General features: G+C 68.9%; 10 protein-coding genes and 3 pseudogenes. 3 read left to right on the top strand and 10 right to left on the bottom strand.

Annotation, left to right across the window (positions count from 1 at the left end; genetic code table 11):
* Positions 1 to 62: 62 nt before the first annotated feature.
* The 10 genes and pseudogenes from A6302_RS08930 to A6302_RS08885 all read right to left on the bottom strand — a co-directional run bounded on the left by A6302_RS08930 (position 63) and on the right by A6302_RS08885 (position 10,769).
* Entirely contained in the window at positions 63 to 1,517 is a 1,455-nt protein-coding gene (locus tag A6302_RS08930) for an MFS transporter (protein WP_169833549.1), read from the bottom strand.
* Positions 1,507 to 2,739 (bottom strand): vWA domain-containing protein, encoded by a 1,233-nt coding sequence (locus A6302_RS08925; RefSeq protein ID WP_069306742.1) that lies wholly within the window; start codon positions 2,737 to 2,739, stop codon positions 1,507 to 1,509. Before A6302_RS08925 ends, A6302_RS08930 begins: the two co-directional genes overlap by 11 nt.
* Before the next feature lie 5 nt (positions 2,740 to 2,744).
* Positions 2,745 to 3,667, bottom strand: a pseudogene (locus A6302_RS08920) (AAA family ATPase).
* A 118-nt stretch (positions 3,668 to 3,785) separates the two neighbouring features.
* Positions 3,786 to 4,778: a branched-chain amino acid ABC transporter substrate-binding protein gene (locus A6302_RS08915; RefSeq protein WP_169833548.1), complete on the bottom strand. Its 993-nt coding sequence runs from the start codon at positions 4,776 to 4,778 to the stop codon at positions 3,786 to 3,788.
* 308 nt (positions 4,779 to 5,086) lie between these two features.
* Entirely contained in the window at positions 5,087 to 6,205 is a 1,119-nt protein-coding gene (locus A6302_RS08910) for a branched-chain amino acid ABC transporter substrate-binding protein (protein ID WP_069306740.1), read from the bottom strand.
* Between the two features lie 255 nt (positions 6,206 to 6,460).
* A complete protein-coding gene (locus tag A6302_RS08905) occupies positions 6,461 to 6,814 on the bottom strand; it encodes a DUF6867 family protein (protein WP_069306763.1) in 354 nt (117 codons plus the stop codon).
* Positions 6,815 to 6,830: 16 nt separating this feature from the next.
* A complete protein-coding gene (locus tag A6302_RS08900; protein ID WP_069306762.1) occupies positions 6,831 to 7,571 on the bottom strand; it encodes an ABC transporter ATP-binding protein in 741 nt (246 codons plus the stop codon).
* Positions 7,572 to 7,594: 23 nt separating this feature from the next.
* Positions 7,595 to 8,473: an ABC transporter ATP-binding protein gene (locus tag A6302_RS08895; protein WP_069306739.1), complete on the bottom strand. Its 879-nt coding sequence runs from the start codon at positions 8,471 to 8,473 to the stop codon at positions 7,595 to 7,597.
* A gap of 1 nt (position 8,474) precedes the next feature.
* Positions 8,475 to 9,839, bottom strand: coding sequence for a high-affinity branched-chain amino acid ABC transporter permease LivM (gene livM / locus A6302_RS08890; RefSeq protein WP_141703588.1), 1,365 nt, complete (start codon positions 9,837 to 9,839; stop codon positions 8,475 to 8,477).
* A 13-nt stretch (positions 9,840 to 9,852) separates the two neighbouring features.
* Positions 9,853 to 10,769: pseudogene (locus A6302_RS08885) on the bottom strand (branched-chain amino acid ABC transporter permease).
* Between the two features lie 397 nt (positions 10,770 to 11,166).
* On the opposite strand from A6302_RS08885, the gene A6302_RS08880 reads away from it, so the two are divergent.
* The 3 genes and pseudogenes from A6302_RS08880 (at position 11,167) to A6302_RS08870 (ending at position 13,128) form a co-directional block, all read left to right on the top strand.
* On the top strand, positions 11,167 to 11,718 hold the full coding sequence (locus tag A6302_RS08880; RefSeq protein WP_083255640.1) for a flavin reductase: 552 nt from the start codon (positions 11,167 to 11,169) through the stop codon (positions 11,716 to 11,718).
* Between the two features lie 46 nt (positions 11,719 to 11,764).
* A pseudogene (locus tag A6302_RS08875) lies at positions 11,765 to 12,753 on the top strand (P1 family peptidase).
* A 24-nt stretch (positions 12,754 to 12,777) separates the two neighbouring features.
* Positions 12,778 to 13,128, top strand: coding sequence for an antibiotic biosynthesis monooxygenase family protein (locus tag A6302_RS08870; RefSeq protein WP_069306737.1), 351 nt, complete (start codon positions 12,778 to 12,780; stop codon positions 13,126 to 13,128).
* The last annotated feature ends 169 nt before the right edge of the window (positions 13,129 to 13,297 follow it).

The raw sequence follows: 13,297 nt of genomic DNA, 5'->3' as shown, positions 1-13,297 counted from the left end.
GACGAGAAGAGTCACAGGAAAATTTTAACGAATTACCAATTTTATAGAGCCGGATCAATCAGTTAGCAGCATCTTTCGGAGAGTGCTGCCACGTTGCCCCGCCCGCCTCCGCCGGCCGGATCGCCAGCGAGGCGCCAAGCGCCAGCAGCCCGGCGATCGCGCCCGCCGCAAAGATCCACGGCGCTCCCAGGGTGAGCGCCGCGCCGTCCGCCCCCCTCGCCGATGCCGTGGACGGCGGCCACGAGCCCGGCGAGCGCCGCGCCCAGCGCATAGCCGGCCGACTGCGCGGTCGGAAGCAGGGCCGCGGCCAGGTCGCGGTCCTCCCGTCCGGCCGCCGCCATGACGTGATGCGACAGGAACGCCCAGTTGACGCCGAAGCCGGTGCCGACCAGCACCTGTCCGAGGATCACTGTCGTCTGACTGCCGAGCGGAATGCCGATGGCGGTGGCCGCCAGCCCCACGAACAGCAGCAGCGGCCCGAGGCGAATCATCGGCAGTGACACCGCCACCCGCGACAGCGTCGCCACCACGATCGCCGCCGCGCTCCACGCCAGCGCGAGGATCGAGACCGTGAACCCGGCCAGCGCCGCGCCGTAGCCGAACACCTGCTGCATGGTCAGCGCGAGGTAGACCGCGACGGTGGCCTGCCCGACCGGCATCAGCACCACCACCCAGAAGGCCGGGCCGAGCGGCGTGCGCAGGCCGAAGGCGCCGCGCGGAAACAGCCGGCTGGCGGCGCCGCGATCAAGATGCACCGCCAGCGCCAGCCCGCCGAGGGCAAGGCCGAGCAGGCCGGCCACCGTCATGGCATCGCCCGCCAGCACCGCGAAGCTCGCCGACAGGATCGCCGCCGCGACCAGCCCGAGCCGGCCGAGCGGCAGGGTCTGGCCGCTGGTGTCCCGGGTCGCCGGATCCCGCCGCGGCACGCACTGCGGCACGAGGGCGGCAAACAGGGCGATCAGCGGCAGGTTGATGAGAAAGGCCGCGCGCCAGGAGACGTGCTCGGCCAGCAGCCCGCCGGCGAGCGGCCCGGCAAAGGCGGCGAGCGCCCAGACCACCGCCTCGGCGCCGAAGATCTTCGGCACCAGCCGCGAGGGAAACAGCTCGGGAATCAGCGCGTAGCAGATCGCGGCCAGCACCCCCTCGCCCAGTCCCGTCAGCACCCGCCCGGCGATCACCGTCATCATGTCGGGCGCCGACGCCGAGACGGTGGCCCCGGCCGCGACAAGGCCCGCCGCGGCGAGCAGCGCCGTGCGCGCACCGAATCGCTGCTTGATCCGCCCGCCGGCCGCCCCGCCGACGATGGCGGCCACGAGGAACACCGAGAAGGCGAGACTGATCAGATGCACCGAACCAAGGTCGAGCACCGCGCTCGGCATGGTCGTCGTGACGATGAAGTCGTTGAAGGCATAGAGCCCGACGCCGAGGCAGAGCATCACGGTGGCCGGCGCGCGGCCGTCGTCGACGAGCATGCGCCATGTGGCCGGCCCCTCCCCGGCGGCGATGTCAGGCAGCATCGCGCAGCCAGGCGCGCGGATCGCGCCGCGGCCCGGCCTCGCCCGACAGGGCGGCGACCAGATCGCCGACCGCATCGAGCGAATGGATCGGCCGGAACTCGTCCACATGCGGCAGCATGGTGCGGATGCCGGTCGCCTTCGCCTCGAAGCCGTCGAAGCGCAGCAGCGGGTTGAGCCAGATCAGCCGTCGGCAGGAGCGGTGCAGCCGGTCCATCTGCGCGCCGAGATCGTCGGCGGCGTCGCGCTCGAGGCCGTCGGTGATCAGCAGCACGACCGCGCCCTGGCCCAGCACCCGCCGCGACCAGAGCCGATTGAACGTTGCCAGATTGGTGGCGATCCGCGTGCCGCCCGACCAGTCCACCACCGTGCGCGAACAGGCGATCAGCGCCTCGTCCGGATCCTTCAGCGTCAGCTGCCGGGTGACGTTGGTCAGCCGCGTGCCGAACAGGAAGGTGTGCACATGGCGGCGCTTCTCGGTCATCGCGTGCAGGAAATGCAGGAACAGCCGCGAATACTGGCTCATCGAGCCGGAGATATCGACCAGCGCCACCAGCGGCGGATGCACCACGCGGCGGGTCGCGAATTTCAGCGGGATGAAATCGCCGCCGCTGCGCAGCGAGGCCCGCAGCGAGCGCCGCGCGTCGATGATCCGGCCCCGGGCGGAGCTTTCCGTGCGCCGCGTCCGCACCATGTCGGCCGGCATGGCGAGGCGGCGGATCTCCGCCATCGCCCGGGCGATCTCCTCGGCGCTCATCTGCGCGAAATCGCGGGTCTGCAACACCTCGCGCGACGACATGGTCAGCCGCGCGTCGATCTCCAGATCCGGCTGCTCGACGGTGCGGGCCGGCTCCTTGTCCTGAAACAGCGCTTTTGCCACCCGCGCCGCGCCCGCCTTCGGCTTTTCCTCAGCCATCCGCGGCGGCGCGACCGGCGAGAGCATCGCCAGCATCTTCTCGACGAGCCCCCGCGCCCGCCACCAGGTCTCGAAGGCCTCGTGGAAGACGATCCGGTGCTCGCGCTTCTTCACGAAAACCGCGTGCAGCGTCCAGTAGAGATCGTCGCGCCGGGTGATGCCGGCGACCTCGACCGCCTCCACCGCGTCGATCACCGCCGCCGGGCCGACCGGCAGGCCGGCGGCGCGCAGCACCCGCGCGAAATGCACGATGTTGTCGACGATCCGGCTGCCGCCCTCGGGGCCGGCGCCCGCCTGCGGCGTGTCCATGCCGCTCACCCCGCCGCGACCTGACGGCGGATCTCCTCGACGAGCCGTCCGGCTTCGGAGCCACGCACCCGGGCGATGTCGTCCTGATACTTCAGGAGCACGCCGAGCGTGTCGGACACCATCGCCGGGTCGAGGGCCATCTGGTCGAGTTCGGCAAGTGCCGTCGCCCAGTCCAGCGTCTCGGCGACGCCCGGCGCCTTGAACAGCTCCATCGACCGCAGCTTCTGGACGAAGGCCACCACCTCGACGCCGAGCCGCTCGGACGCGCCCGGCACCTTGCGCGCACGATCGCCAGCTCGCGTTCGGCATCCGGATAATCGACCCAGTGGTAGAGGCAGCGCCGCTTCAGCGCGTCGTGGATCTCGCGGGTGCGGTTGGTGGTGACGATGACGATCGGCGGCTCGCTCGCGCGAATCGTGCCGAGTTCCGGGATCGTCACCTGGAAGTCGGACAGCACCTCGAGCAGATAGGCCTCGAAGGCCTCGTCGGCGCGATCGAGCTCGTCGATCAGCAGCACCGGCGCGCGGCCCTCGATCGTCGGCTCCAGCGCCTGCAGGATCGGCCGCTTGACGAGGAAGCGCTCGGAAAAGACGTCCTCGGCCACCGACGTGCGGTCACGGTCGCCGGAGGCCTCCGACAGGCGGATCTCGATCATCTGCGCGGCATAGTTCCACTCGTAGACCGCGCTGGCGACGTCGAGCCCCTCGTAGCATTGCAGGCGGATCAGCGGCCGGCCGAGTTCCTTCGCCAGCACCTTGGCGATCTCGGTCTTGCCGACGCCTGCCTCGCCTTCGAGGAACAGCGGTCGCCGCATCGTCAGCGAGAGATACAGCACCGTCGCCAGCGCCCGGTCGGCGACGTAGCCGGCGCGATCCAGCATCGCCAGCGTCTCGTCGATGGAGGTCGGGAGGGAGGCGGCAGGCGACATGCGGCGGCTCTTTCCTGGCTGGGGAACGGCTTACCGCCGCTGTCCGGTTTGCCGGACCATATCCCATCGCGGCGCGGTTTGCCCACCCGGCGAAAGGTCCTGCCCGCCCGGGCGTGCCTCAGGGCTGCGGGACGATCCGGCCGTCCTTCCAGGTGTAGAGCGCATAGCCGGGCCGGTTGGAATCGCCCTTGGCGTCGAAGCGGATCTCGCCGAGAACGGTCTCGGGCCGCCCTGCGGCAATCGCTGCGGCCACGGCGGCGCCGTCCGTCGATCCGGCCGCCGCAACCGCCGCAGCGTAGACCTCGATGGCGGCTGCGGCCCGGTCGCGATAGGTCTCGTGGCCTTCGTCGGCACCGATCAGCCCTTCCGGCGCGGAGAACACAGAACGCGCGGCAACCGCGCTGCCGACCGAGGGAAAATCGTCCAGCATCAGCGCGTCGCCGCCCACGATCAGCGGCAGCGGGCCGATGGCGCCGAGATCGTAACCGATCTGCGCGACGTCGCCGTGGTAGGCGCCGATCAGCACGACCTCGGCCCCGTCGGCGGCGAGCCGCGCGGCAAGGCCGGAATAATTGCGCGCGCCGGTCTCGAAGGTCTCGATCAGCGACGGCGCGCCGCCGGCCTCGCGGAAGGCGGCGAGCGCAGCGTCGGCCAGGCCCTGGCCGTAGCCGGACCCGTCGGAGAGGAAGGCGACATCGTCGCCGCGATGGGTGTCGGCCAGCCAGCGGCCGAGAAACGTGCCCTGCGCGTCGGCGCGCGGCGCCAGCCGGAAGATCGTCGGCCCGGCCCGCTCATCGGTGAACTTGGCGCTGATCGCGCCGGGCGAGATCGCGACGATGTCGTGGTCGGCGTAGACCTGCGCCGCCGCGCTCGCCGCGCCTGAGCAGAGGTGGCCGACCACCAGCTTCACCCCCCGCCCCACCAGCTGGTTGGCCAGCGCCTCGGCCTTCGCCGCGTCGCAGCCGTCGTCGTACACCTCGACGACGAGCGTCTCGCCGCCCACGGTCTTCAGCCCCTCGGCCACCTCGCGGGCGCCCGCGGCGGCCGCCTCGCCGAGCGGGGCGAACTGGCCCGTCAGCGGGGCTGCAACAGCGATGCGGATCTCCGCCATGGCCGGGACAGCAAGGACAGTGAGGAGACTCGCGGCAAGAATCAACGGCCGCACGCTCGCGCGACCACCCGGACGCGGGCGCATCGTCTCTACGGACGGCCCGGCAGGGCTTCGAGCGAAACGGGCGACCCGGCTCTGCGTCGTCATGGGTTGCAAGGCCCCGATTCTCCCTCGTCGTCGCCGGCCCGGTCACGGCCGGACAGGCGCTGTGCCTCCACCCTATCTGCGCGCCTCGCAAAGCAAAAGGCCCGCGGCGGATCTCTCCGCGCGGGCCCCCTGCAGGTCACGTCAAACGACGGACGACGGGATCACTCCATCTGGGAGTAGGTCGTCTTGCCTTCGGCGTTCTTACCCCAGACATACATCGTGTAGTCGGCGTCCTTGCGGTCGCCGTTCTCGTCATAGGCGAGGGTGCCGATGACGGTCTCGATCGCCTCGCCCTTGTGGAGGGCGGTGGCGACCTCCTGCGGGTCGGTGGAACCGGCCTCGGCGATGCCGGCGGCGATCACCTGCAGGGCGGCGTAGGAGTAGAGCGTGTAGGCTTCCGGCTCGAAGCCGGCGGCACGGAACTTCTCGACCGCGGCGCTGGCGGCCGGGTTCTTGCGGGGGTCCGGACCGAAGGTCATCAGCGTGCCTTCGACGGCCGGACCGCCGATGGCGGCGAACTCGTCGGAGGTGATGCCGTCGCCCGACATCATGATGGCCTTGAGGCCCTGGTCGGCCGCCTGGCGGATCAGCAGGCCGCCTTCGGTGTGCAGGCCGCCCCAGTAGATGACTTCGACGTTGGCCGCCTTCATCTTGGAGATCAGCGCCGAGAAGTCCTTCTCGCCGACGTTGATGCCTTCGTACATCACTTCGGTGACGCCGGCGGCATTCATCGCCTTCTTGGTCTCGTCGGCGAGGCCCTGGCCGTAGGTGGTCTTGTCGTGGATGACCGCGACGGCCTTGCCCTTCAGCTTCTCGGCGATGTAGGTGCCGGCAACCACGCCCTGCTGGTCGTCGCGACCGCAGGTGCGGAAGGTGTTCCACAGGCCGCGGGTGGTGAAGGTCGGGTTGGTCGAGGCCGGGGTGATCTGGAAGATGCCGTTTTCGGCGTAGACGTCCGAAGCGGGGATCGACACGGCCGAGTTGAAGTGGCCGATCACGAAGGTCACGCCTTCACCGACGAACTTGTTGGCGACCGACACGCCCTGCTTGGGGTCGGAGACGTCATCGCCGAGCACGACCTTGATCTGCTCGCCGTTGATGCCGCCAGCGGCGTTGATGTCGGCGGCCGCCTGCTCGGCGCCCTTCTGGAGCTGCGCGCCAAAGGCAGCGTTCGGGCCGGTGAGCGGGCCGGCGACGCCGATGACGATTTCGGCCTGCGCCGAGGCGCTGAACGCCAGACCGGCCGCAAGCACCAGACCGGACAACAGATACTTCTTCATGACTGCATCTCCCGTTGCATTTCGGGAGCCCTCCCGCGGGACAGGCTCCTGTTTCCCGAGGCGGCCGGCGCGTCCCGATGGAGCGCTGCCGGACGCCTGCGAAAGTCCCAGCTCCGGCGGGTCGCCGGCGCGTCTTCAGCTGTTCCCCGGGCAACCGTTCGAGGGCGTGCCCGCCCCGTCCCGATCGCCCGCCGAGGCCGGGCTTGCGGGAGACGATGCCCCCTGCCCGGTCTTCGTTCGATCGGCCGCCCGTGGTCAGGCGGCCGTGCGCTCCCGCCAGCTCAGCGGGCCGCTTCTTTCATAGAGCCAATAATACTGCGACACCATCTGTCCCGTGCGGGTGTAGCGAAAACCGGCCGAGGCGATCAGCGCCACGATGGCGGTGTCGATGAGGTAGTAGCGCAGCGAGAGCAGCGTGCCCTCGAACATCGAGAAGTGGATGAAGCGCACCGCGACGCCCAGCACCAGCGTGTAGGCCAGCAGCGAGCCGTAGCTGCGCCAGGTCAGGGCGCAGGCCCGGCCCGTCATCCAGGCGAGCCATCCGCCCATCACTACGGTGACGAGCAGGAAGAGCCAGGCCGACGGTTCCTCGTAGAGAATGCCCTGCATGTTCATGGTCTCCCGGTCAGTGGTGGCCGCCTTCGAGATAGGCGGCGCGGACTTCCGGATTGGCGAGCAGTTCCTTGCCCGTACCCGACATGGTCACGAGCCCGTTGACCATGACATAGCCGCGGTGGGCGAGCTTCAGCGCGTGGAAGGCGTTCTGCTCCACGAGGAACACGGTCAGTCCCTCGTTGCGGTTGAGATCGCGGATCGCGTCGAAGATCTGCTTGACGATCAGCGGCGCCAGACCGAGCGAAGGCTCGTCCAGCATCAGGAGGCGCGGCCGCGCCATCAGCGCCCGGGCGATCGCCAGCATCTGCTGCTCGCCGCCGGACAGCGTGCCGCCGCGCTGCGCCGCCCGCTCCTTCAGCCGCGGAAACAGCGTGAACATCCGCTCCACGTCCTCGTCGAAATACCTGAGGTTGTCGAGCGAGGCGCCCATCTGCAGGTTTTCCAGCACGGTCATGCGCGGGAAGATCCGCCGCCCCTCGGGCGACTGGGCGATGCGCAGCCGGGCGATCTCGTGGGTCGGCATCCGCGTGATGTCGCGGCCGTCGAAGGTCACGGTGCCGGTGCGCGCCTGCGGGCTGCCGAAGATCGTCATCATCAGCGTCGACTTGCCGGCGCCGTTGGCGCCGATCAGCGTGACGATCTCGCCGGGATGGACATCGACGTCCACGCCCTTCAGGGCGATGATGTTGCCGTAGTAGGTCTTGACGCCGCGCACGCTGAGCAGGGGCGGACCCTGATGACCGACCGGCATGTCCTGGGTTTCGATCACCGCCGTCACTGCTGCGCCTCCTCGGTCACGACGTCCAGCGCCTGCTCGACCTGTTCGACCTCCTCGTCGTCGACGCCGAGATAGGCGGCGATGACGCGGGGATCGTTGCGGACCGCTTCCGGCTTTCCGTCGGAGATCTTGGTGCCGTATTCCAGCACGACCACGTGGTCGGAAATCTCCATCACCACCGACATGTCGTGCTCGATCAGCAGCAGCGAGGTGTTCTCGTCGCGGCGGATGCCGAGCAGCAGTTCGTTGAGCTCGCCCGATTCGCGCGGGTTGAGGCCGGCGGCCGGCTCGTCGAGGCAAAGGAGTTCCGGCTCGGTGCACATGGCCCGGGCGATCTCCAGCCGGCGTTGCGCGCCATAGGGCAGATCGCCGGCCGGATCGTCGGCCCGGTCGTAGAGGCCGATCTTGTTCAGCCAGTATTCGGCCCGCTCGATCGAGTGCTTCTCGGCCTTCTTGTAGCCGGCAAAGCCGAGCACGCCGAGCACGGTCATGCCCGAGGCGATCATCAGCGGATTGTGCTGGGCGACCAGCAGGTTCTCCAGCAGCGTCATGCCGGAGAACAGGCGGATGTTCTGGAAGGTGCGCGCGACCTTGGCCTTCGCCGAGATCTTGAAATCCGGCATCCGTTCCAGAAGGAAGGGCTTGCCGTCGGCATGACGCAGATGGAGCATGCCCTGCGTCGGCTTGTAGAAGCCGGTGATGCAGTTGAACACCGTGGTCTTGCCGGCGCCGTTCGGGCCGATGAGCGCGGTGATGTCGCCGCGCCCGGCCTTGAAGGAGAGGTCGTTGACCGCGACGAGGCCGCCGAAGCGCATCGTCACGTGCTCGACCGACAGGATCGGATTGGTTTCCCAGGACGGGATCATCTCAGCCATGTCAGCCGTGCCCTTCCTGAACGAGGCTGCCGGAGACGGACTTCTTCTCGTGGAGGAAGGCCGTCGGCTCGCGGTTGCCGACGAAACCGCGCGGCTTCCACACCATGATCGTGACCATGGCGAGGCCGAAGATCAGCATGCGGAACTGGTCGGGATTGAACTCCGGTCCGAACACGGCCTTCAGGAAGGACAGCTCGCGCAGGATCTCGGTGCCGCCGATCATCGCCGCCGCGGCGATGGCGACGCCGACCATCGAGCCCATGCCGCCCAGCACCACGATGGCGACGATCACCGCCGATTCGAGGAAGACGAAGGATTCGGGCGAGACGAAGCCCTGGCGCGCGGCGAAGAACGATCCGGCGAAGCCGCCGAACATCGCCCCGAGCGCGAAGGCCGTGAGCTTGGTGTTGGTGGTGTTGATGCCGAGCGAGCGGCAGGCCACCTCGTCCTCGCGCAGCGCCTCCCAGGCCCGGCCGATCGGCAGGCGCCGCAGGCGCAGCGTCACGAAGGCGGTGAACAGCGCCAGCGCCAGAATCAGGTAGTAGAGGAAGATCTTGTAGTAGGCACTCGACGGCGGCAGATCGAGGATCTTGCCGATGTAGGTCGGGTCCGCGACGTTGAAGGTGATCCAGCCGAAGATGTCCACCTTCGGGATCGACGAGATGCCCGCCGAACCGTTGGTGACCTCGCGCCAGTTGATCAGCACGAGCCGGATGATCTCGCCGAAGGCCAGCGTCACGATGGCGAGATAGTCGCCCCGAAGCCGCAGCACCGGAAAGCCGAGGATCACGCCCCACATGGCCGCGAGAATGCCCGAGAGCGGCAGCAGCAGCCAGAAGGAGAAGCCGAAGTGGGAGGAGAGCAGCGCATAGGAATAGGCGCCGACCGCGTAGAAGGCGACATAGCCGAGATCGAGCAGGCCCGCGAGGCCGACCACGATGTTGAGGCCCCAGCCGAGCATCACGTAGATCAGGATCTGGATGCCGAAATTGTCGACCCACTTGATCGACTGCTGGTAGCCGAGCATCGACACGATGATGACCGGGTAGAGCAGCAGGAAGGCCAGCCCGATCGTCTTGAAGTTCCGCTTGAAGAAGGACTCGTCCGTGGAGGCCGGACCCGCGTTCGCCTTGCGGGTCACGAGCGCCGGAAAGACGAAAGCCTTCAGCAGGAAGCGGCCGATCACCACGATCGCGACGATCACGATCACGATGCCCCAGCGGTTCTCGACCACCAGCTGGTTGTTCATGTTCTGCTCGGTCTTGAACCCGATCAGCGGTCCGAAGACGCCGAGCGCGATCACCCCGGCGAGCACCGCGTCCCTGGCCGCGGCGGCATAGTTTGGCCCGGCGACCGGGCGCTCCATCTCCGCGCTCATGTCACACCTTCTCGACTTCGGGACGACCGAGGATGCCCTGCGGCATGAAGATTAGCACGATCGCGAGGATCGAGAAGGCGGCGACGTCCTTGTAGTCGATGGAGAAATACCCCGACCAGAAGGTCTCGATCAGGCCGATCAGGAGGCCGCCGAGCACCGCGCCGGGCAGCGAGCCGATGCCGCCGAGCACCGCTGCCGTGAAGGCCTTCACGCCCGGCACGAAGCCGTCGGAGAAGTTGACGACGCCGTAGTACATCAGGAACAGCGTGCCGGCGACGGCGGCCAGCGCCGCGCCCATCACGAAGGTCAGCGAGATGGTGCGGTCGACGTTGACGCCGAGCAGCGCCGCCATCTTGCGGTCCTGCTCGCAGGCGCGCTGCGCCCGGCCGAGCGGCGTCTTCTGCACCACGTACCAGAAGCCGGCCAGCAGCACGGCCGTGACGACCATGATGATGATCTGCTTGTAGGACAGCGTCACCGCGAAGCCGTTGCGCTCCATGAGCACGATCGTGTCGGTGACCATCGGCGGAACCGGCTTGTTGCGGGGGCCCTGCGCGACCTGGACGAAGTTGGACAGCACGATCGACATGCCGATCGCCGAGATCAGCGGCGCGAGGCGGAACGAGCCGCGCAGCGGTCGGTAGGCCACCCGCTCGATCGTCCAGCTCATCAGGCTGGTCAGCACCATCGAGACGACCATCACGATCAGCAGCGCCAGCGCCACCGAGGCCATGCCGAGCCATGTCGTGAGAATCAGGAAGAAGATCAGGCGATGAACGCCGAGACCATGAACACGTCGCCATGGGAGAAATTCACCATGCCGATGATGCCGAACACCATCGTATAGCCGATCGCGATGAGCCCGTAGATCGAACCGAGCGTCACGCCATTGATCAGCTGCTGAAGGAAGATTTCCATTCGTCAGCGCCCCTGCCAGATGCCGCGGCTTATGCCGTCGTGCGTTCTTGTCGCATCATTGTTGTGCGTGCCGGCTTCATTAGCAAGCGGCGCCGTGCAGTACAATCTCCAAACCGTGCAATTGCGCGGGATAACCCGCAATCACGGGACAAAATGAAGCGTCATTCACAATTTCGGTGACTATCTCCGCCGTACGGAAAATACCATGTGAATGGCCCTATCGCCGAGAGGCGATTCCGCGCCGTCCCGGCCGCGGCGGACACGGACAAGGGCCCACCGGGCGCGTCCGGCCGGTTTTTTGGGCGGGCGGTCATTCCATCTTAAGGGGGACATGCCTATTTCAGGGGGTGACGCCGTGCGCGCCCCCGCGGCGGCGAAGTGAAAGCCGGCCGCCGCCATGTCCAGACCTCCCGGTCCCTTTCCCGTCGATCCTGCCGCCGCCCGTCCTGTCTTCGCGCCCGCGGATTCGCCGAGCTTCCGCAACGCGCTGGCCCGTGTGCCGGCCGCGGTCGTGGTGGTGGCGACCGATGGTCCGGCCGGGGCCGGCGGCTTCACCGCCACGGCCTTCACCTCCGTCTCCGACGATCCGCCGACGATTCTCGTCTGCCTCAACCGCAAGAGCGCCCAGAACGAGACCTTCCGGAACAACGGTGTGTTCTCGGTGAACATGCTGGCGGCCGAGGACCAGGCGATCGCCAACGATTTTGCCGGCTTCACCAAGCTGCCGGCACCCGAGCGCTTCCGCGCCGGCGACTGGACACGCGGCATCACCGGCGCGCCGATGCTGCTGCGCGCCCGGGTGAGTCTCGACTGCGAACTGGTCGACATCAACCCGGTAGCCACCCACAACGTGATGATCGGCCGCGTCATCGGCCTCACCATCGAGCCGCCGGTCGCCGACCGGCCGGAAGTGCTGCTCTACCACGACCGTCGCTACCGCGAGATCTGACCAACATCACTGTGCCTCGGGACCTGCGCAGGGAGAAGCGCCTCACATGCGTCGCGGGCCGCGCAATCTCATCACCGACGTGCCGGGCCTCGCCGTGGGCAACGCCACCGACCCCGTCGCCCGCACCGGCGTGACCGTGATCCTGCCCGACGACCCGGCCATTGCCTCGGTCGCGGTGATGGGCGGCGCGCCCGGCACGCGCGAGACCGACCTTCTCGCCCCCGAGCAGACCGTCGCCGCGATCGACGCGCTGGTGCTGGCCGGCGGCTCCGCCTTCGGCCTCGATGCCGCCGGCGGGGTGATGGCCGTGCTGGTGGAGCGCGGGCGCGGCTTTCCCGTCGGCGACCTGCGGGTGCCGATCGTGCCGGCGGCGATCCTGTTCGACCTCCTGAACGGCGGCGCAAAGCCCTGGACCCGGCCGGGCGGCCCGCCGCCGCCCTATCGCGACCTCGGCACGGCCGCCTGCCTTGCGGCCGGCACCGACTTCGCCCTCGGCGCCGTCGCGCCGGCACCGGCGCCACCACCGCCTGCGGCCCGGGCGGGCTCGGCTCGGCCTCGATCCTTCTGGACAGCGGCGTCACCGTCGGCGCCCTCGTCGCGGTCAACGCGCTCGGCCGGGTCCGGATCGACGCCGACCACTACTGGGCGGCCCCCTTCGAGATCGGCACGGAATTCGGCGGGCGCGGCTGGCCCTCCTTGATGCCGGACGACATCGCCGCCATCATCACCAAGCTGTCGCGCAACCCCGTTGCCGGCGTCGCCGGCGCCAACACCACCATCGCCGTGGTCGCCACCGACGCGATCCTCACCAAGGCCGAGGCAAGGCGCCTCGCGGTCGCGGCCCACGACGGTCTTGCCCGCGCCATCTGGCCGGCGCACACCCCGCTCGACGGCGACCTCGTCTTCGCCCTCTCCACCGGCCGCCGGCCGCTCGCCGCCCCGACCGGCGACTTTCTCGACATCTGCGCCGCCGCCGCCGCCACCCTCAGCCGCGCCGTGGCGCGGGGGGTGTATGCGACCCTCCACGCGGAGTAGGCTCGGCGCCGAAAGGACGCTGCCATGGTCGTCATCATCTTCGAGGTCTGGCCCGCCGAGGGCAGGCGCGAGACCTATCTCGACATCGCGGCCCGGCTGAAGGAAGACCTCGGCGAGGAGGACGGCTTCATCTCCGTGGAGCGGTTCGAGAGCCTGACGACGCCGGGCAAGATGCTGTCGCTGTCATTCTGGCGCGACGAGGCCGCCGTGACCGCCTGGCGCGGCCGCCTCCGCCACCGCGCCGCCCAGCGCGCGGGCCGCGAGGGCGTCTTCGCCGACTACCGCCTGCGCGTCGCCTCCGTGATCCGCGACTACGGCATGACCGAGCGCGCCGAGGCCCCGGAGGACAGCCGGGAGGAATTCGGGGGGATGTGAGGGGGGCTCGGCGGGTTGTGGCCTCACGAGCCGGCGGGATGGTCGCAATGACGCAAGGGCACGAAACCCTTCTCCCCTTGCGGGAGAAGGTGGCTGCGAAGCAGCCGGATGAGGGGGCGCCCCACGACGTGACTTCCGCGGGTGAGAGCGGCAATGCCGCCCCTCATCC

This window comes from Methylobrevis pamukkalensis (genome assembly GCF_001720135.1).
Lineage (GTDB): Bacteria > Pseudomonadota > Alphaproteobacteria > Rhizobiales > Pleomorphomonadaceae > Methylobrevis > Methylobrevis pamukkalensis.
The sequence above is the reverse complement of the archived record's forward strand: the minus strand, read 5'-3'. Positions and strand labels throughout refer to the sequence as shown.

Excerpts from the sequence above, each read along its gene's own strand:
- A6302_RS08930 (WP_169833549.1), bottom strand. The coding sequence starts at position 1,517 with ATGCTGCCTGACATCGCCGCCGGGGAGGGGCCGGCCACATGGCGCATG.
- A6302_RS08925 (WP_069306742.1), bottom strand. The coding sequence starts at position 2,739 with ATGGACACGCCGCAGGCGGGCGCCGGCCCCGAGGGCGGCAGCCGGATC.
- A6302_RS08915 (WP_169833548.1), bottom strand. The coding sequence starts at position 4,778 with ATGGCGGAGATCCGCATCGCTGTTGCAGCCCCGCTGACGGGCCAGTTC.
- A6302_RS08910 (WP_069306740.1), bottom strand. The coding sequence starts at position 6,205 with ATGAAGAAGTATCTGTTGTCCGGTCTGGTGCTTGCGGCCGGTCTGGCG.
- A6302_RS08905 (WP_069306763.1), bottom strand. The coding sequence starts at position 6,814 with ATGCAGGGCATTCTCTACGAGGAACCGTCGGCCTGGCTCTTCCTGCTC.
- A6302_RS08900 (WP_069306762.1), bottom strand. The coding sequence starts at position 7,571 with ATGCCGGTCGGTCATCAGGGTCCGCCCCTGCTCAGCGTGCGCGGCGTC.
- A6302_RS08895 (WP_069306739.1), bottom strand. The coding sequence starts at position 8,473 with ATGGCTGAGATGATCCCGTCCTGGGAAACCAATCCGATCCTGTCGGTC.
- livM (WP_141703588.1), bottom strand. The coding sequence starts at position 9,839 with ATGGAGCGCCCGGTCGCCGGGCCAAACTATGCCGCCGCGGCCAGGGAC.
- A6302_RS08880 (WP_083255640.1), top strand. The coding sequence starts at position 11,167 with ATGTCCAGACCTCCCGGTCCCTTTCCCGTCGATCCTGCCGCCGCCCGT.
- A6302_RS08870 (WP_069306737.1), top strand. The coding sequence starts at position 12,778 with ATGGTCGTCATCATCTTCGAGGTCTGGCCCGCCGAGGGCAGGCGCGAG.